Source organism: Sulfurimonas sp. (assembly GCF_041583195.1).
Lineage (GTDB): Bacteria > Campylobacterota > Campylobacteria > Campylobacterales > Sulfurimonadaceae > Sulfurimonas.
The window spans coordinates 74,467-94,561 of sequence record NZ_JBFHGL010000001.1; the positions used below are offsets into that span (position 1 = coordinate 74,467).

Annotated in this window: 20 protein-coding genes and 1 other RNA gene; 15 read left to right on the plus strand and 6 right to left on the minus strand. The window is 32.5% G+C overall.

Features of this window, described 5'->3' with window-relative positions:
* Positions 1-5: 5 nt before the first annotated feature.
* Positions 6-665 carry an NAD(P)H-dependent oxidoreductase gene (locus ABZA65_RS00385; protein ID WP_373069422.1) on the minus strand — a complete coding sequence of 220 codons (660 nt, stop codon included), beginning with the start codon at positions 663-665 and terminating at the stop codon, positions 6-8.
* Between the two features lie 123 nt (positions 666-788).
* Between ABZA65_RS00385 and ABZA65_RS00390 the strand changes: the two genes are divergently transcribed.
* A complete protein-coding gene (locus tag ABZA65_RS00390) occupies positions 789-1,169 on the plus strand; it encodes a hypothetical protein (protein ID WP_373069424.1) in 381 nt (126 codons plus the stop codon).
* Here the strand turns inward: ABZA65_RS00390 and ABZA65_RS00395 are convergent, their stop codons facing one another.
* Positions 1,170-2,105 carry a cation diffusion facilitator family transporter gene (locus ABZA65_RS00395; RefSeq protein ID WP_373069426.1) on the minus strand — a complete coding sequence of 312 codons (936 nt, stop codon included), beginning with the start codon at positions 2,103-2,105 and terminating at the stop codon, positions 1,170-1,172.
* 68 nt (positions 2,106-2,173) lie between these two features.
* On the opposite strand from ABZA65_RS00395, the gene ssrA reads away from it, so the two are divergent.
* Positions 2,174-2,552, plus strand: a transfer-messenger RNA (tmRNA) gene (ssrA, locus tag ABZA65_RS00400).
* A gap of 27 nt (positions 2,553-2,579) precedes the next feature.
* Here ssrA and ABZA65_RS00405 read toward each other — a convergent pair.
* Complete coding sequence (locus ABZA65_RS00405; protein WP_373069430.1) at positions 2,580-2,993, minus strand: cytochrome c; 414 nt, start codon at positions 2,991-2,993, stop codon at positions 2,580-2,582.
* A gap of 226 nt (positions 2,994-3,219) precedes the next feature.
* On the opposite strand from ABZA65_RS00405, the gene ABZA65_RS00410 reads away from it, so the two are divergent.
* Complete coding sequence (locus ABZA65_RS00410) at positions 3,220-3,624, plus strand: hypothetical protein (protein ID WP_373069432.1); 405 nt, start codon at positions 3,220-3,222, stop codon at positions 3,622-3,624.
* A gap of 19 nt (positions 3,625-3,643) precedes the next feature.
* On the opposite strand, the gene ABZA65_RS00415 is transcribed toward ABZA65_RS00410, so the two are convergent.
* Positions 3,644-6,073 carry a cyclic nucleotide-binding domain-containing protein gene (locus ABZA65_RS00415; RefSeq protein ID WP_373069434.1) on the minus strand — a complete coding sequence of 810 codons (2,430 nt, stop codon included), beginning with the start codon at positions 6,071-6,073 and terminating at the stop codon, positions 3,644-3,646.
* Between the two features lie 13 nt (positions 6,074-6,086).
* A complete protein-coding gene (locus ABZA65_RS00420; RefSeq protein ID WP_373069436.1) occupies positions 6,087-6,953 on the minus strand; it encodes a sulfurtransferase in 867 nt (288 codons plus the stop codon).
* Between the two features lie 161 nt (positions 6,954-7,114).
* Here ABZA65_RS00420 and ABZA65_RS00425 point away from each other — a divergent pair, with 161 nt between their 5' ends.
* The 12 genes from ABZA65_RS00425 (at position 7,115) to ABZA65_RS00480 (ending at position 18,736) form a co-directional block, all read left to right on the plus strand.
* Positions 7,115-8,749, plus strand: a complete 1,635-nt coding sequence (locus tag ABZA65_RS00425; RefSeq protein ID WP_373069438.1) for a PhoX family phosphatase — start codon at positions 7,115-7,117, stop codon at positions 8,747-8,749.
* Positions 8,750-8,854: 105 nt separating this feature from the next.
* Positions 8,855-9,691, plus strand: coding sequence for a DNA adenine methylase (locus ABZA65_RS00430; protein ID WP_373069440.1), 837 nt, complete (start codon positions 8,855-8,857; stop codon positions 9,689-9,691).
* A complete protein-coding gene (locus tag ABZA65_RS00435; RefSeq protein ID WP_373069442.1) occupies positions 9,678-10,904 on the plus strand; it encodes a hypothetical protein in 1,227 nt (408 codons plus the stop codon). Before ABZA65_RS00430 ends, ABZA65_RS00435 begins: the two co-directional genes overlap by 14 nt.
* Before the next feature lie 29 nt (positions 10,905-10,933).
* On the plus strand, positions 10,934-11,128 hold the full coding sequence (locus ABZA65_RS00440; RefSeq protein WP_373069444.1) for a hypothetical protein: 195 nt from the start codon (positions 10,934-10,936) through the stop codon (positions 11,126-11,128).
* A gap of 66 nt (positions 11,129-11,194) precedes the next feature.
* On the plus strand, positions 11,195-11,617 hold the full coding sequence (locus ABZA65_RS00445) for an ATP-dependent zinc protease (RefSeq protein WP_373069446.1): 423 nt from the start codon (positions 11,195-11,197) through the stop codon (positions 11,615-11,617).
* Complete coding sequence (rimK, locus tag ABZA65_RS00450; RefSeq protein WP_373069448.1) at positions 11,618-12,547, plus strand: 30S ribosomal protein S6--L-glutamate ligase; 930 nt, start codon at positions 11,618-11,620, stop codon at positions 12,545-12,547. It abuts the gene before it with no gap.
* Positions 12,548-13,597: a succinylglutamate desuccinylase/aspartoacylase family protein gene (locus ABZA65_RS00455; RefSeq protein WP_373069450.1), complete on the plus strand. Its 1,050-nt coding sequence runs from the start codon at positions 12,548-12,550 to the stop codon at positions 13,595-13,597.
* 2 nt (positions 13,598-13,599) lie between these two features.
* A complete protein-coding gene (locus ABZA65_RS00460) occupies positions 13,600-14,700 on the plus strand; it encodes a succinylglutamate desuccinylase/aspartoacylase family protein (protein WP_373069452.1) in 1,101 nt (366 codons plus the stop codon).
* Positions 14,697-16,094, plus strand: a complete 1,398-nt coding sequence (locus ABZA65_RS00465) for a mechanosensitive ion channel domain-containing protein (RefSeq protein WP_373069454.1) — start codon at positions 14,697-14,699, stop codon at positions 16,092-16,094. Before ABZA65_RS00460 ends, ABZA65_RS00465 begins: the two co-directional genes overlap by 4 nt.
* Positions 16,095-17,018: a glutaminase gene (locus ABZA65_RS00470; RefSeq protein ID WP_373069456.1), complete on the plus strand. Its 924-nt coding sequence runs from the start codon at positions 16,095-16,097 to the stop codon at positions 17,016-17,018.
* 9 nt (positions 17,019-17,027) lie between these two features.
* Complete coding sequence (locus ABZA65_RS00475; RefSeq protein WP_373069458.1) at positions 17,028-17,942, plus strand: mechanosensitive ion channel family protein; 915 nt, start codon at positions 17,028-17,030, stop codon at positions 17,940-17,942.
* Positions 17,943-17,944: 2 nt separating this feature from the next.
* The gene (locus tag ABZA65_RS00480) at positions 17,945-18,736 is read left to right on the plus strand and encodes a magnesium transporter CorA family protein (protein ID WP_373069460.1); all 792 of its coding nucleotides are present in this window, start codon (positions 17,945-17,947) and stop codon (positions 18,734-18,736) included.
* A gap of 10 nt (positions 18,737-18,746) precedes the next feature.
* On the opposite strand, the gene ABZA65_RS00485 is transcribed toward ABZA65_RS00480, so the two are convergent.
* Positions 18,747-20,081: a diguanylate cyclase gene (locus ABZA65_RS00485; protein WP_373069462.1), complete on the minus strand. Its 1,335-nt coding sequence runs from the start codon at positions 20,079-20,081 to the stop codon at positions 18,747-18,749.
* Between the last annotated feature and the right edge of the window lie 14 nt (positions 20,082-20,095).

Consider the following 20,095-nt stretch of genomic DNA (forward strand, 5'->3'; position numbering starts at 1 on the left):
ACCGACTAGAAGTAGTTTACAACTACCTCATCTAAACTTTGTCTGGTTTTTTCATTTTGGGAGTTCTTTCTGTATCCAAAAGCTACCATTACGGATAGACCAAATTCATTTGTATCTATATTTAATTCAGAAGATAAAAACTCTTCTGCTTTTTTTGCATCAAAACCCTCAATAGGACAAGAGTCTATACCCATGAAAGCTGCTCCAGTCATCATGTTCGCCATAGCTATGTATGTTTGTTTAGAAGCCCAGTCAAATATCGCCCTGTCACTCTCTAAAAGATTAAAATCTTCTTTTTGAAACTTCTCATAAAACTGACCTCTCATTTCTATTGCATCTTTTGGTAGTTTATGAGTATCACTCATCATGTGTTGTATATATTCGCTAGAGTAGATCATAGAGTTTTTCTTTCTAGCTAAGATGATCACATAGTGACTTGCAGTCGGCAGTGTACCTTGTGCACCCCATGTAAACTCTTTTAGTTTCTCTCTTAAGTTTTTGTTTTGAACTACTAAAAACTTCCAAGGCTCAAAACCAAATGAGCTTGGGCTCAGCCTTCCCATCTCTAAAATGGAGTTGAAATCTTCATCAGTTATTTTTTTTGAATCATCAAACTCTTTGCACGCATGTCTAAACATCATGGCATCTAAAAATTTATTTTGCATAGGGACTCCAAATTTTTTTAATTTTTTATTCTAGCACTTATTTTTTAATGCCATAAAACAACACGACAGTTTCGGAACTTTTTTTGCTCATATACTTTTAGATAGAACAATATTGGAGAAATTATGGAATACCAAAAAGTAGACATTAACGATCCTGATGCACTGATAGTTGCAGAGTTAGAGCGTGAATTTGATTTTTCACAATATGATTTAGATGAAAAAGATATATTAAGAACTATAAAGATCAACAAACTTCTTGCTAGATACAAAGATATTTTTGAGCGCGAACACTCATTGCAGACATTTTACATGATCGCACGTGCTACGCCAATAAATTTGACATCGGTTTTTAAACTTATAAACCTTGATAAAGACAGATTTTTAGATCTGATAAAAGAGATGCGTTTTTATGAGCTGATCGACATAGATGCTTCAAACGTAATAGAACTTACCAAAAAAGGTAAGCAGTATGCTCAAGAGTTAGGTATAGATATTTTTCTTTAACTAGTGGGCAAACTGATTTTTTATAATATCTGTGTTTTCACACCTGTTATATTCACACTGAAACGTAACATGAGAGATCCCATACAACTCCCCTAGTTGTTTCTCAAGTACATTGATCACATTTGTAGACTCTTGTATAGATATGTTTTTACAAAAGTTTAGGTGTGCTTCAAGATGGATTCTGTTGTCATCTAATTGCCATACATGAACATGATGGACATTGTCTATATCTTCAAGCTGAGTTATTGTTTTCACAATCTCATCAACTTCTAATTCCTCTGGCACAAACTGCATAAGAACAGACAAGGAACCTTTTACTAAAGCGTACGAAGCCCAAATAAGATACAAAGCGATTATAATAGTGATCACGGAGTCAACCCATAAAAGGTTAAAGTAGTACATTAATACACCGCCGACAACTACAGCAAAAGATGTCATAGCATCTGCTAAAAGGTGTAGGTATGCTGCTTTCATATTCATGTTTGAGTGTGCATCGTCTTTAATTATGAAAACACTAAGCGCATTTACTACGATCCCTAGAAGTCCAAGTATAATCACCCAAAAAGAGTTGATAGGTTCCGGATTATATAGTTTGTTGATCGCTTCAAAGATCAGATATACAGAGATAGCGATCAAAACAGATGAGTTAAAAAGAGCCGCTATGATCTCCGCTCTATGGTACCCAAAAGTTTTTCTCAAATTTCCTGGACGTTTTGAGAGTTGATTTGCCCAGTAAGCTATAAGAAGAGATACAACATCGCTAAGATTGTGCACGGCATCACTAAGAAGTGCCAACGACCCTGATAACAATCCTCCAATGATCTGAGCTACCGTAATAATTACGTTTAGAATTACGGTTATAAAAAGATTTTTTCCGCTGACATCATGGTGATGATGATGGTGGTGATGTGAATGGTGATCGTGATGATTAGACATAATTAACTTTTTTATATGAATTCTATCATATAAATAGATTATTTGCTATAATTTCATCCTTTACTACAGGGGCTGACTTGGTTTCGACGGGACTTAGTAGCTTTTGATTGCATGTCGGACTGAGCACTTCCGTTACACGGCTCAACATTGTTAAACGCAAACAATACAAATTATCGCCCAGCTTTAGCAGTAGCTTAAGTTTATAACCCCTCATACGAGGAGGGCTGCTTCACTTGTTGATTCTAAATAGGCAAGATTCGAAGTATAACCATTCATTTAGATATATATTAGGTGTGTCTCCACTTAATACGAACTGCCCAGAGGCTCGCTTGGACTAGCTTTGCAAGTTGTGTGAAGTCTAAGTTAAACAAAACAACTTTTCTAAGCATGTAGAGGTTAAAAGTAGCTATTTTTCGGACTGCGGTTCGATTCCGCACAGCTCCACCATAAATCAATAAAATACAATCAATAAATTTACTTAAACTGTACACCTTCATATCTATCATAAATCCACTCTGCAACTGCTTCTTTTTCCTCATCATTTAGTTTCCCTTTTTTAGATGGCATTACACCAAATCGTTCTATAGCAGGTGGATTACATAAACTATATTCTAAGTTTGGGTTATCAATATAATTCTTTATAAACAGTACAACAACTTTTTTATGAACATCCTCATCATCATTTTTAATCATAATTTGATTTTTTAATTGATTTGATACTTCGATCATAGGGGGAGCTTTCATAGTTGAAATATTTTTAACAAATTCATTCTTTGAAATAGTTTCTATATGACAAGTTGAGCAATTTTTTTTATAAACTTCATAACCATCAGATGATGCCAAAAGTAATATAGGCGTAAATACAAGTGTTAAAGTAAAATTTTTCATATTAATCCTTATGTAATAAATAAGGTAGTATCTTACTTAAAACATAAAGAATTAATCTTGATATGAATCAACAGTTGACTAAGATCAATAAATAAATCTACTTATACTGATAAACTTTTAAAAGTCATGAAAGATGTACAGATGTACAGTAAAGACAATACTTTTATGGAGACTAATGAAGTAAAACAAAAATTAGAAGGACAAAGTTAAAATGTTATATTTAAGTATGAAGTTATTACATATATTCTCAGTTTTAATCTATGGAGGTTTTCTATTTACAGACAATCTAATTTTAATGAGAATGCAAAAGACTCTTTCTAAAAAAAAATATGAAGAAGTAAGAGCTTACTTTCAAGGTTTTACAAAATCTATAGTTCCCAAAGCTCTTATTACAGCAGTAATAAGTGGACTATATTTAATACATACGACTTTTGGTCCAATAGCCGAGACAGGCTTATCAAATTTTCAAATTATACTCTCGATAAAAGCACTGTTAGGACTATGGCTTGGCTTAAGAGGGATACTGCAAGTGTTCTTCGGCATACAGCCACTTATATTTAAAAGTCATAGATTACCATTTATATTGGTAATATTAATTATTTTACTCTCTCAAGTTATGTGGAGTGTTTGAAAAATAGGATATTAAGACCCTATTTTTTATTTTCTAAAAGTCTTAATGTCATCTCTTTCATCAAGCTAATACTGATTTCTGGATTATCTTTTATAAACGCTTTAAATTCTGTTGATGATAATCTTATAGTTTTTATCTCACTGTCTGCTATAACTGTAGCAGTCCTTGGTACATCAGCAATTATTGCTATCTCTCCAAAGTAACTTCCTTTTGAAAGTTTGGCTACTTCTTCATCATTTACAAGAACTCTTACAACACCGTCTAATAATATATATAGAGAATTAGAAATTTCACCTTGTACTAAGACAACTTCTTCCTCTTTAAAATTTCTAGATTCTGCATGCTCGGCAAGATGTTTAAGTTCTCGAAATGTGATATTTGAAAAGAACGGTATCGTATGTAAATACATCATTTGATCATACATTGTTATGACACCTGTGTTATTAAACACCTTATTATAAACATTTAATACATCTTCGCCATAGTTTTTAAACTTCTCAAACTTTGTATCTTCAATTATGGAAGAATCATATTTCTTTAAATTCATTAGAGCAACTGTACTTAACTCTATAGAACTATTTTCTAACAACTGATTAACAATTTCTACATTATTATTTTCATCTACAGTATATTTAGTATTTACTGCATTCACTAGTTTTAAAATAGCACTTAGTATAGCTTCATCCATAAAAGAGTATTCACTTTGTGTATACTCTAAATTCAATTCTCCATTATGATATTTTAAAGTGTCTTTTAATGGTTTAAGCTCTTTAGAGTTCTTTTCATAAAGAATATTAAAGATTGTAAAAAGATCTTGAGAAATATTATTAAACTGATCTCTAATAGCAAATTTTAAAAAATTAATTTCGGCAGACTTATCATCATAAAGTTTTAAATTGCTTACAGCCAGTAGTTGCATCTCGTCTAAAATACTCATAACCTCTGCTTCAAGCTTATCGTTTGAATGCAATATGTCTTCTACTATTTTTTTATGATCTTCATTACTGATTTGAAACTGCTTTTGCAATGAATTTAAAATTTCATGGTCTAGTTCCAAGTGTTGACTTAAGATATCTTCTATCATTGTTTTGTAGGTCTGACGCTGATACCTACGAGTAGGTGATTTTTCTACATCCGCATTAAAAAGATCATCGTTTTCTAACCTGATCTCCCTAAATATATCCCAATGCTCTTTTTTCGAAATACCCATATTTTCACGAAGTTTCTCAAGAATTTCACTTCTGTCTTCGGTTAAGATTCCTTCCTGCATCAAGTCAATAAGACTATTCTTATACATTTTTCTTTTTTCTTCTTTATTCTGTTTCTCATTGGCATATGTATAATATATCTCTTTTAGATTTGTCGGTATAGGTTTATTTGAATCCCATTGTTTTATTAGTTTTAGAGCAAATCTTTCTTGTATAAAGTAGTTCTCTTCTCTAAAAAATTCCTTGTATAAAATCACGGCCGATATTGCTACAACCATAAAATAAAAAACTGCATATGGTATTGGATGCTCATTGTAAGCTGGTGCTCCTGCAAAAATATAAAAAATATTAAATGCTATAAATGCTGCAGAAACTCTCATTCTATGTAACAAAGTAGAATATGTAATATTTTTACTAGAACTTCTTTTCCAAAAATACTTCTCTACGGCCTTAAAAATATAAAAGCTAGATAATGAAAATACTGCTAAAGTTATAGGTGCCGCAATAATTACAGGTATAGATGGAGCAAAGAAAAAACCTGTTGAAAACATTGAAACATCGTTATAAGCCCAAATGCCGGAAAAGTAATGTTCTAATGAACCAGTCTGAAAATAAAAATACAGATAAAAGCCTAAAACTAGACCGCTGAATGAATAAAAAACATAGTTTTTTTGCTCATTTAAAGCTTCTTTCCAATAACTGCTTTCCATATCGATATCTGGACAGTTCTTTTTACATCCACTACATTTTGAACATGCAGAGTTGTATTCATAATAGTGTGAATTTGAACCGCAGTATATTTTCTCAACAACACTAACTGGACAGAAAAAATTACACCAGCTTTTTCCCGCATAAACAAGATTGGTTAAAAATGCGAAAAGTATTACAAAAATAAAAAATACTGCTAGATAAATATCATTAAAATTTAAGACAGTTAATCTTGCAGCAAAAGCAACAAAAAGTATAGAATATTGAAGGTAGTAAAAGTTTTTTTCAAACCACTTAGGTAGTTTCTTTTTTTCTATCCAATTTAAATTTTGAGATATATTTGCTAAAAAAGCAAGTGGACATACTTTTCTCCATTTAGAATAACCAAATATTAAAAAAAGTACAGGCACTACAGGTACAAATACTGTCCAAACATATGAAGTAGAATGTTCTACAAAAAGCAATAGCAATAGTAGAGATACAAATACTACTATTGCTGTAGACTTATATATGTTTATGGCATATTGGTTCAAGGTATTCTACTTTTTAGATTTCTAGTGGCGTATCATCAAGATTACCCCACTCTCTCATAGAAGCATCATATATTTTTACATCTTTAAAATTAAGGTGCTGAGTAAGCAGATACCAGTTCATAGATGCTTCAAGTCCACCAGTACAGTATACTATTACTTCTTTGTTCGCATTTAATTTATTATCATCAATATATATTGCGTTTAGATCTTTGTCTTTTTTTACATTATATTCAGAATCAAACTTATCTCTCCAATAACTGCTTTTAGCTTTAGGAATGTGTCCTAACCTTTTAACACCTGAAGATTGTTTTTTCCCGTAAAAAAATTCACTTGGTCTAGCTTCAATCATACTTACTTTACCAATTTTGCTTAACACGTAGTCTTTATTGATCAAAACATTAGGGTTAAAACTAGCTTTAAAATCACCTTGATTGCACACTGTTTTCTCTGTAGAAACAAGTTCATCAAATTCAAATTTAGAAACCCAGTCTGGATAACCCCCATTTAGAATAGAGATATTTTTTAAACCGTGAGTTTTTAGTGCTAATGCCACATAACTCGCTTTTAAAAGATCTTTGTCTATGTTGTGACCATATATAACTACTTCAGAGTCATTATTAATCCCAAGACATTGGAAATATGCTTCTATCTCTTTAGGGGAGTTAATCAATTGATGTTTTCCAACCTTGTGTCTTAACTTCGAAGCTTCAACTCTTATAGCGCCTGGAATATGCCCTTGTTTATAAACTTCCTCTTTCGTCGTATCTAATATAACTAAATTTTTTGCACCTAACTTATCTTTAAGCTCTTCAGATGATATAAAAGCCTGACTAGAAAAAAGATAAGCAAAACCAAAAATTAAAGTAATAATTATTTTCATGTTGTTCGTTCTCACTTCGTTTATATATTTTGAAAGTGATATTACCAAAACTAATATTAATATACAAGCAATCTAAATTGTTTTTTACTGTGTTAATATAATAGTATTTTATATGAAATAAAATTATTATAAACTATCAACAATTTTTTTAAAGGCTACAAATGCGTGTTTTATTTTTAATTTTAAGTATCATCATTTTTTTTCAGTGTTTAAATGCAGATGAACTGCTATTTGAAAATATAAGTTTTTCATCGAAAGAAGTTCAAAAACACAAGATCATATCAAGCAAATATATAAATATAAAAAACAAAAAATTTCCCATAAACTACCATGTCATAGCACGTAGCGGAGACAAGATCGGAAGTGGAGTTTTTGGTGAAGTTCAAGATATAAATGGAAAACCTCTATTTATAAGCAATAAAAATGACTTCTCATCTTTACATTATAAAGAAGGAAGTTACTTTTTACTTACACAGTTTGAAAGTGCACCTGCCGCAATTTACCTTACAAAACTACAAAGAGAGCAAAACGGAATATTTAAAGCTTTAAGTACAAAAAGTTTAGACCTAAGCTCTATTGGAGGGTTATGGGTTCCGTGTGCAGGAAGTGTAACTCCATGGGGAAGCCATTTAGGCAGTGAAGAGTATGAGCCTGATGCCTCTTTGGAGTATGTAAAAAGACCAATGGCCAAATATTTTGGAAATGACACCAGTAAAATAAATATATACAACTACGGTTGGATACCTGAGCTCACTATTTTAGACAGTAATGGAAATACAGAGATTAAAAAACACTATTCTATGGGAAGGTTTTCTCATGAACTGGCATATATTATGCCGGATAAACGCACAGTATACATGAGCGATGATGGTCATAATGTAGGGCTGTTCATGTTCATAGCCGATAAAGCAGAAGATCTTTCAAGAGGTACGCTCTACGGTGCAAAATGGGTACAAAATGAAAACGGTGCAACTTTAGAGTGGATCAGCTTAGGTCATGCAACAGATAATGAAATCAAAAAAAGTATAGATTCAAAAGTTAAGTTTACAGATATATTTGATTCAGTAATTACGCTTGATGGAGTTTGTCCAAAAAACTACTCATCCATAAATACATCTTTTGGATACGAGTGCCTTAAAGTCAAAAAAGGTATGGATAAAATCGCTTCAAGGCTAGAATCAAGAAGATATGCAGCTATAAAAGGTGCGACTACAGAGTTTAATAAATTAGAAGGCATTACCTATAATAACAATGAAAACAAACTTTACTTATCGGTAAGCTCTATTGACGGTGGTATGACACGCGATCAAAATGGTGCAGATTTAGGTGGGAGCAACCATATAAATTTAGAAAAAAACATATGTGGAGCCGTGTATGAGATGAACTTAAAATCCTACGTGGCACAATCTATGAAAAAGTTGATTGAAGGTATCCAAAACGACGATATTCCTAACAATTCATGTGACATAAACAACATAGCAAATCCTGACAACATAACTTATATAAACAACAAAAATATACTAATAATTGGAGAAGATAGCAGTAGCGGTCATCAAAACGACAATGTATGGGCATACAATACAAAAACTAAAAAATTAACTAGAATTATGACTACACCATACGGTAGTGAAACAACGGGTGTATATTATTATAATAATTTTCATGGGTTTGACTATATATTATCTACTGTCCAACATCCTTACGGAGAAAGCGATCAGGACAAAGCAAGAACTAATGATGACTTTAGGGCTTATACAGGGTATTTAGGTCCATTACCCGTATTATCATCTTTTTAAGATATTGCAATTTGCCATAAAATAATAAATATCTTTTTTTTATAGTAAAATACACTTCTAAAAAAATAATTTATATATTTTGTATGTAAAAAAGGTATTTGTTAAGTGAGTAAACCAGTTATTAAATGGGTTGGCGGTAAAAGACAGTTAATCAATGAATTAAAAAGTTTTTTACCTAAAAAATATAATCGTTATTTTGAGCCCTTTATTGGTGGAGGTGCCCTGTTTTTTTCACTGAAACAGCATAACAGTTTCATAAGCGATTACAACCACGAACTTACAAACCTTTACTCAACGATCAAAAACGATACCGACAAACTGATCAAAGATCTTAAAAAACATAAAAATACTGAAGAATATTATTATGAGATGAGAGCACTCGATCGAGATGAGAAAAAATATAAACGCCTCTCAAACGTACAAAAAGCCAGCAGATTTATCTACCTTAACAAAACAGGCTTCAACGGTTTATATAGAGTAAACAGTAAAGGTCAGCACAACGTTCCGTATGGAAAGTATAAAAACCCGACTTGGCTAGATGAAGAGAACTTAAAAGAATGCTCTAAACTACTTGCACATACAGAGATCCAAACAGGTGATTTTGAAGTTGTAAAAGAACATGTTCAAAAAGGCGATTTTGTATATTTCGATCCGCCTTACGTACCGGTAAACAAAACATCTAGTTTTACCTCTTATACTGATCAGGGCTTTGATTCAAAGATGCAAGAGAGACTAAAAGAGCTGTGTGACTACATAGACTCAATTGGGGCTTACTTTATGCTTTCAAACTCATACACGGACTATATTTTAGATCTGTACAAAGATTATGATATAAAAACTGTTATGGCAACCAGAGCCGTTAACTCAAAAGCATCTGGAAGAGGAAAGATTAAAGAGGTTGTAGTACTAAACTATAAAGTTGACTCAGATGAGAAAAACTAAAGTAAGTACCAATGAGTCTTGGGTCAATATATTTGACAAGTACGACATTTTAAATACAGTTAGTTCTAAAGGTTATGCAGATATTACAGCTGATCAGATAAAAGCAGTTGATGGCAAAGAAGCCCGTTTAATGACGAAGGTGGATTTTAGAGAAAACCTGCCAACAATAATGAAAGAAAACTCTCTCTCAATTCTTGCTATTAAAAACGGTCTATACAGAATTGCTAAAAACGATCCATTTATTGATATTAATGAGAAAATATCTACAAAAATAATAGAGATTGAACCTCCATGTGATATAACTTCAATAGATCCGTTTAACATTAAAAGTGAAAGTGCAGCACTAGACATAGCCTACATATCTAAGATGTGTGAACAAGTGTTCAATGAAGAGAGTTTTTTAAGTATACGTGGGCGTTTGCGAGGAGAGTTAGCGTTTGATTTAGATTCCATTCCGTACAATATAGACGGCGTTCAGATCGAAGTTGACGGAGGTTATGAAGGTAACGAGAGCATACACCTCATAGAAGCAAAAATAGGTTTTAGAAATAACATAAACATAAGACAACTATTATATCCGCAGCTTTACTGGGAAAAAGAGCTTAATGGTTCAAAAAAAATAAAAAGCTATATATTTTATCTACATAACAATATTTTTAGATTTATTCCTTATATTTATGATGGGAAAATAGGTTATGCTGATCACGCAGAGGAGAAAGCTTTCAAGTTTGTGGAAAAAGCTTCTAAGTTCAGCATCTATGATGTAGAAATAGATGATAGTTTAGTAGATAGCAGTGTACCTTTTCCTCAAGCTGATAAGTTTGAAAAAATACAAGATATGTTGTTTGTAATATCTCAAAATGAGTGTACAAACAAGTATGAATTAAATTTGGAATTTGACATAGTTTCACGTCAGATTGATTACTATCTAAATGTTTTAAAATGGCTAAAAGTTTGTAAGGAAGAAGGCGAATGCATTGTACTTACACAAAAAGGTAAAGAGATAATTGATATGCCTTTTAAAAAGCGGTTACAAGAGCTCTCTAAGATTGTATTTTCAGAACCTATAGCGAACAACTTTTTACATAAAAAAGAGATAAGCGATCAAATGTTTGGCAAATATAATATGAACAGCCAAAGTACCCAGCGCAGAAGGCTTCAAACTATAAGTGCTTGGATAAATTACTTTGAAGATATTTTAGAGTTAAAATAAAATTTATAAAATAAGAGTAGAATACATTTATGAACGACCAAACAGCTTGCTCAAATTGTACATGCCCGCTCAACTACGATTGTGAAAAATTTAAACTATTTTTTGAGGGCAAATATTCGTTTGTAGAAGAATTTAGCCACAACAACGATAATAGCTGCGATCACAGAAAAGAAGACATACAAACTACTGTTTCAATAGCCTCTTCACAAAAAAGTTTATTCTAAACCACTACTTTAAAACATAAAAATATTGATATAATACTATTTACTTAGCCGTATGGAGATTTTCTAGTGATTAATAAAAAGATTGTTGGCAAAAAAGAGTGTATTTCTATTATAGACTTGGATCTTTATAATTTAGATGCAAAAGTTGACACGGGAGCAGATTCAAATGCCCTACATTGTGATGACATTTTTATAGATGATGAAAACAATGTACACTTCAAACTTCTTGATGAAGTCCATGAAGCTTATCATGGTCGTAAAATGATCATGCCTCTGTATAAAGTCAAAAAAGTTAGAAGTTCAAACGGTGAACTACAGATACGTCCTTCAATAAAAGTTAGTGTTGAATTTTTCGGTAAAAAATATAAAACAATTATTTCATTAACCAATCGCGCTGATATGAAATATCCTATGCTAATAGGAAGAAAGTTTTTAAACGGTAAATTTTTAGTTGACGTATCTCAAGAATATATTGCAAAAGGAGAATAAATGAGAGTCTATATACTGTCAAGAAATGCAGATCTTTACTCTACAAAAAGACTAGTTGAAGCAGGACAAGAGAAAGGTTGGGAGATTGAAGTAATCGATTATCTAAAATGCTCTATTGAGATCATGAAGGGTGAGTTAAAAGTTAACTACAAAGGTAAGGAATTACCTACTCCAGATGCAATTATTCCTAGAATCGGTGCAAGTCGTACATTTTACGGTACTGCGATGGTTAGACACTTTGAGATGATGGAAGTTTTTTCTACATCTGGTAACCTAGCTATAAAAAGAAGTAGAGACAAACTAAGAAGTCTTCAGGTTCTTTCAAAATTTGGTGTAGACATGCCAAAAACTGTTTTTGCATCTAATAAATCAAGTGCGAAAGATGTTATAGCACTAAGTGGAGGGACCCCTTTAGTTTTAAAAATCTTAGAAGGTACTCAAGGTGTGGGTGTAGTTTTAGTAGACACTCAAAAAGCTGCAAAATCTGTACTTGATGCGTTTTACGGGATGGATGTAAACTTACTTGTTCAAGAGTTCATTGAAGAAGCAGGCGGAGCTGACATTCGTGCACTTGTAGTAGGCGGTGAAGTAGTTGGTGCTATGAAGCGTCAAGGTGCTGAAGGTGATTTTAGATCAAACCTTCACCAAGGCGGAAGTGCTACGGCTCATAAGCTATCTCGCAAAGAGAAATCAACTGCACTGGCGGCGGCAAAAGCTATGGGACTTGGTGTATGTGGTGTTGATATGATCCCATCAAAACGCGGTCCACTTGTTATGGAAGTTAACTCATCTCCTGGTTTAGAGGGGATTGAAAAATCTACCGGTATCGATATAGCGGGCAAAATAATGGACTATATAGAAAAAAATGTAACTCCTAAATCTGATACGAAGAAAAAAAGAAGAATTAAAAGAGATAACATAGGAGCATAAATGGGCGCTGAGAAGTTCATTATAGGTGGTAGTGAGATTCCAAAAGGAACAAACACTATCATAAACATAGATCTTCCAAAACTTTATAATACACCTACTCAACTACCTGTAAGAATTATACGCGGTAAAAGAAACGGCCCTACTGTTTTTATTAGTGCCGCTATACATGGAGATGAACTTAACGGTATAGAGATCATTAGACGTCTTAGAAAACTGAATATTCTTAAAAAACTAAAAGGCACTCTTATTTTAGTTCCTGTCGTTAACGTTTACGGAATGATGAATCTTTCTCGTTACTTACCAGATCGACGTGATCTAAACAGAAGTTTTCCTGGTAGTTCAAAAGGCTCTCTTGCAAGCCGTGTCGCAAAAATATTTTTTGATGAAATAGTAAGTAAATGTGATTTGGGAATTGATCTTCACACTGCATCTATACATAAGTCAAACCTTCCGCAGATCAGAACAAATATAAAAGATGAGAACACTTTCAGACTTGCAAAAGCTTTTGAAGCACCTGTAGTTCTACATTCTGAACTAAGAGACGGTTCACTTCGTGCAACCTCTCAGGAGATGGGTGTCCCAATCCTTCTTTATGAAGCTGGAGAAGCACTCAGATTTGATGAAAAAAGTATACGTATTGGAGTTAAAGGGATCGTCAATGTACTACGTGCAAATGAGATGCTTCCTAAATCAACACATAGAAGAGCCGTAAAAATTCCAATCATCTCAAAAGAAAGCAGATGGATACGCTCTGTCGAGAGTGGGATGTTAAGAACCATAAAAGCTCTTGGAGATACTGTTGAACAAGATGAAGTGATAGCCTATATCGATGAACCATTAGGCGATAACAGTTTTGGAATACTATCTCCTTTTGATGGAATTATTATAGGAAAATCTGAGATTCCGCTTATCCAAGAAGGAGATGCCGTATTTCATATAGCTAAATTTAAAAACCTTGATTTAGCCGATAATAAAATGGAATACTTTGCAGAAGATGCTATTGAGCAAAGCGAATTTCACGAACTCAACAATGAAGAGATAATCGAGTAACTATGAAAACACTGCTGTCATTACTTCTTTTATCGACACTACTTTTTTCACAAACTGATAAAAAGCTGACACTTGGTGGTGTTGATATAAAAAAAGGTAGTAATGTCACTATAAATATTGAGCTTCCAAATCTTTATAACACTCCTACAACTATGCCGGTTTTGGTTATGAGGGGAAAACATGAAGGCCCTGTTGTTTTTATATGTGCAGCCGTACATGGAGATGAGCTAAACGGTATAGAGATCATCAGAAGATTTCGCCAGTTAGATATTTTAAAAAAACTAAGAGGGACTGTAATACTGGTACCTATAGTTAATATATACGGGGTTATGAATCTATCGCGTTATCTGCCAGACAGACGTGATTTAAATAGACATTTCCCAGGTTCTACTCACGGTTCACTTGCATCAAGAATGGCTGATCTTTTTTTAAATGAGATTGTAAAAAAATCTGATTTAGGAATCGACCTTCATACTGCATCTATTCATAAATCAAACCTTCCGCAGATCAGAACAAATATAAAAAATCCATACACTCTAAAGCTTGCAAAAGCTTTTGAAGCTCCTGTTATTCTACACTCCGAGATAAGAGACGGCTCACTTCGATCAGCTTCTCAGGATATGGGTGTACCAATACTTTTGTATGAAGCGGGCGAAGCACTTAGATTTGATGAGCAAAGTATTCGAATAGGTGTAAAAGGCCTAGTAAATGTTTTAAGAACTAATAAGATGCTTCCAAAACTACAAAAAAAACAAAAAGCTAAAAAACTACCAATCATAGTAAGAAGCAGTAGCTGGCTGCGTGCATCACAAAGCGGAGTAATCAGAACTATAAAAGGTCTTGGAGACACCGTCAAAAAAGGTGAGATTATTGCATATATAAACGAGCCTCTAAATGACAAAAGCCATAAACTACAAGCTCCATATGATGGTATAATAATTGGTAAATCAGAGATACCGCTAATTCAAGAAGGCGATGCAGTTTTTCATATAGCAAACTTTAAAAAGCTATCACTTGCCGAGAAAAAGATACTTTACTTTTGTGAAGATGCACTTGAAAACTGTGAGTTTATTGATTTTAATGATGAGGAGATTATTGAATGATGAGAAAATTTTTATATTTACTTTTACTTTCATCAACACTTCTTTTTGCTGTTGAGCAGAGTGAAAACATCGAAAAATCAAAAAACATATGGGACTCTAAAAATATTTGGATCAAAACGTATGTAAATAATAAAAACTACTACACGATCATAAATAACATAGTAAAAATAGAGCAAAAGATCAAAAAAAATAAGAACAATCAACAAGAGCTTGCAAAACTAAAAAGAAGACTAGATATACAAAAATCAAAACTAGAACTATATGAGAGAAACAAAAGTTTTGACGAGCTTTTAAAGGAGTACAAGTTCTCTGTACCGGAAATTACTGCATACGATTATTTTTATAAAAATTCAAAAAACAAACTTGTTAAGATGATAGACCATCTTATAGATATGAAAAATGAACTTAACAAAGCATCTTCACTTTTAAATAGTTACTACGAAAAAAATAAAAACTCATCTGTATCTTTGGAAGATATAAAGTACTTTGAAGAGTTTTTGGAAAATATCAACAAAACCTACATAAATCTTACAGATGCTAGAGATTTACTAGATAAAAAATATGAAGAATATTACAACGAGAAGCTTCAAAAACATCTTATCACTCTTATGTTACTTGTAGTCGTATATACTTTTTATAGAATATTTTTATTTATATATACGTTAATTGAAACTAAACTCAAAAATGATATAAATCATATACATAGAAAAATAATATCTCTTATATTTTATTCTATTATTCTAGTAGCTCTAGTCGTTAGGTATTTAGAAGACTTTATGTACATCATAACTTTTCTGAGTGTTGTCGCGGCAGCTCTAACTATAGCCTTACGTGAGGTTATTTTAAATATTGTCGCTTCTATATATATCTTTTTTAGCAATATGATTAGAGTTGGTGACAGAATTATGGTGCAGTTTGAAACTAAACATACAATAGGAGATATACAGGATATATCTCTTATGAAGATCAAACTGCATGAAATAGAAGACTACTCTAATCTAAAAGAGATCAAAAATGTAGGTCGTACTATTTTTATACCAAATTCATATGTATTTACAAAAGTTTTTTACAACTACTCACGTAAAAAAGATGCGCTTATAAACGATCTTATAGAATTTGAATTTAAAAGTGACAACGACTTTGAAGTGATAGAGAAAATAACAAAAGAAGTTCTACTTAGTTTTAATGTACCACATACAATTACTTTTACACTAAACAATTTAAAAACAGGTGTTATAGGACTTATATCGTATCAGGTAAACTACAAGTTAGCTTCAAAAATGCGCGGAGAGATATCTATAAAACTGCTTCAAGCATATAACCAAAATGAAAATATAAAACTAAAAACATCAAAAGCTGCTACTAAATCAAATACAGATGAGGCTGAAGGATAAATGGATTACCAAAAAATACTAAACGAAATTTCTGAAGAGATCAAACCGTATTTAAACGAAGGAAAAGTTGCTGACTATATTCCTGCACTGGCTAATGTAGATCCTAATCAGTTTGCTATGAGTATAACTATGTTTGATGGCACACAGTACAGTGTAGGCAATGCAGACACGCTATTTTCAATTCAGAGCATCTCAAAAGTTTTTACTTTTACACTTGCACTTAAATACTACAGTACTGATCTATATAAACGTTTAGGACATGAGCCATCAGGAAATCCATTTAACTCTTTAGTACAACTTGAATATGAACATGGTAAGCCTAGAAACCCATTTATAAATGCAGGTGCTATAAATGTAACAGATGCGCTTGTGAGTCACTATAAAGATGAAGATATAGCTTATAAAGAGGTGTTAGAGTTTATAAGATCAATTGCCGATGATCATACTATAGATTCAAACCCTGTTGTTTCTGCATCTGAGATGGAACATGGGTTTAGAAATATATCTCTTGCTAACTTAATGAAGAGCTTTAACAACTTCGATAATAATGTAAATGAAGTGGTAAACGTATACTTTAAGCACTGCTCGGTTGAGATGAATACCAAGATGCTCTCACGTGCTATGTTATACTTAGCTAATCATGGAGTAGATCCCATTACAGATAAAACATACATTAGTACACAACAGGCTAAACGTATAAATGCTGTTATGCTTACATGTGGGCATTATGATGCATCTGGAGACTTTGCGTTTCATGTCGGACTTCCAGGTAAAAGTGGAGTCGGAGGCGGAATAGTTGCAGTAGTACCTAAGATGATGGGTATATCTGTGTTCTCGCCTGCACTTAATGCTCAAGGCAATTCACTTGTTGGTACAATGGCACTGGAACTTTTTACAAATAAAACAGGATTTTCTATTTTTTAGGAGTTTATTTTGAAAACATTACTACTAATTTCATTGTTAAGTATATCGTTGATTGCATCTGAAGATCTTACAACTCAAATTAAAGGTTTTTTTGATCTGTCTTTATTTGAGTTTGACAAAAAGTCAATAAGTTTAGCCAGCCTTATAGAAGCTGTTCTCTATATAGTAGCCGGTTTTTTATTAGGATTTTTATATAAAAGATGGGTTTTAAGAGCAACATCAAAATATAAAGATGTAAGTATGATGACTGTGCGTTTGATCTCAAATATAGGTTACTACGTCATTATACTTGTTTTTGTAATAAGCGGCGTAAGTGTTTTAGGGATAGACCTGAGTTCTCTTTCATTAATAGCAGGTGCGTTATCTATAGGTATAGGTTTTGGTCTGCAAACTGTTGTTTCAAACCTGATTGCAGGTATTATCATCATGTTTGAACGCACAATTAGAATTGGAGACATTATTGAAGTTAACGATACTCTCAGCGGTACTGTAACAGATATGCGTATACGTTCCACTACAATAAAAACATTTGATAATATTGACATTATAGTTCCAAATTCATCTTTCATACAAAACAATGTAGTAAACTTAACTCTTGAAGATAGGATTAGAAGATTGCACATACCTTTTGGAGTAGCTTACGGCAGTGAGATTCAAGAAGTCAAAAAAGCTGTTCTGGAAGCACTTGATAAAAGTGACTTAATATATATCAGAGATGATGAAGATAAAAAACCTGATATTAGAATGACACTTATGAATGCAAGCAGTGTTGATTTAGAACTTATTGTATGGGTCAACAGAAGCCTAAAACTAACACAACCTTCACTACCATCAGACTTTTTAATTTTAATATATGATGCACTAAGAGCAAATAACATTGAGATTCCATTTCCTCAAGTTGATGTGCATATGAAAAGTGAATAGATATGGAAAATATTTTAACTCAAATAGATGCTCTACACTTAGAAGATCTAAAAAATGATCAACACCCTTCAATATTTGATGATAATGAAGGCTACAATATTTTAATAGTCCGCCTTCCAGTTATAGCAAACGAAAACGGTGCAAAATCTTTAGGTTTTGTATTTGGTGAACAAAATTCTTACTTTTATGATAGAAGTAAAAATGAATTTAAAGAGTTTGACAATACTTTTGATTCACCTTATTCGATCATTGATAAAGCAGTTGACAGAGTCCTGAAATCATTTATCAAATATCAGGAATCTATCTCAGATATGGAAGAGGATCTGTATGCAAATAAAACTAACAAAGACTTTTTAAATTCATGGCTTGAGATTAAACTCGAAATACTAAGAATAGAACGTATGCTTACTAGAACCACAAATACAATGGATGAGTTTATTGACTTTTATGAAAATCAAGAAAACTTCCCTATAAACAAGTATATGGACATACACGAGCACTTAGAACGTACCATGCGTTCAGCTACATTACAACTATCAAAACTTGATTATCTATACAGTTTTTATAATGCAAAATCAAATGATAAAATGAACAGAATGATATATGTACTTACAATCATATCAGCCATATTTTTACCGCTGAATTTAGTTGTCGGTTTTTTTGGAATGAATACAAGCGGACTCCCACTTGCTTCTGGTGAGAACGGTACATACTATGCAATAAGCGTTATGCTCTCACTCGCTTTAGGTGCATCTGTAGTATTTAGGTTTTGGCGAAGAAAAGTGGAAAAATAATTAGCTAAGACTATATATCATCCTGTGTTTTAACACAGTTTCTTCCACTTGCCTTTGCAAGGTATAATGCCTGGTCTGCTTTGTTTATAACTTCATCCATATCACTTCCCTCTTCTACCAAAGAGACACCCAAGCTTATAGTGACATGCCCAGCTACATCAATTTCTAACTCTTGAACTTGGTATCTTAACTCTTCTGCAATTTTATAAGCATTTGTAAGATCAGCTGTAGGGAGTAATATTACGAATTCTTCACCACCCCATCTGGCAACAATATCAACATTTCTTAGTGTTTTTAAAAGTGTATGTGCAACTTGAACTAAGACCTTGTCACCTATGTTATGTCCGTATTTGTCGTTTACGTTTTTAAAATAATCTATATCGAGTAAAATTAAAGACATCTCATTATGTCTTTGTACCATTGATTTATATGTAGATACGTAAAGTTCAGAAAACTTGTATCTATTGTAGAGTCCTGTTAAACTATCCGTAGATGCCATAGTTTCATATTCTTTATTTTTATTTTCAAGAATAGAGTTAATTTCACGTAACTCGTCTTGGTACTCTTTCATAAGCACTGCCCATTTTGAGTATGTTAAAGATATCAACTCTTTTTGAGACACTATTCCTGCTAGTCTTCCTTCTTCATCTACTACTACAACCCTTTTATAGTGTTTGCTTTGAATAAACTCCAAAGCTTCTTTTATAGATGCATTTCTCTCTATAGAGTCTACCGGGAATGACATAAACTTAGAGATACTTACATCTAGTTGCACTTTCTGTTTTATAAGTACCATAAGATCTTTTGTAGTTAATATCCCTATAGGTTTCATATCTTCAACTACAACTACATGGTCCATAAAACCTTCAACCATTTCTGATAAAAGATTAGATATAAGCGTATCTTTAGAGACAGTTTTCATTTTACTACCAATCTTTAAAAAATCAATCAGTCTGTAGTTATCCATTAAAGTATGAGGATCTATATGGGTTGTTATATCTGTATGCGTTATAAGACCAAAAAGAGAATTGTCATCATTAATTGCACAAATATACTCCATCGAATTATTTAAATACTCTACAGTATCAAGTATATTTTTATCTGCACTGATAGTTGGGATTATGTCTAGTTTTAATGAGCTTATAGGCAGACTCAAGTCAATTTCGTCTCTTTGTATTTTAAGTACATCCAAAACTGTAAAAATTCTGTATTTCACACCGTCTTCAATAACAATGTTCCTATGATTGTTGCGGATCATAACATCTATAGCATTTAAAATTGAGCTAGATATGTCAACACTTACAACATTAGTATTTGCTACTTCTTTAATTAATAGAAATCTCATTAAACCCCTATATT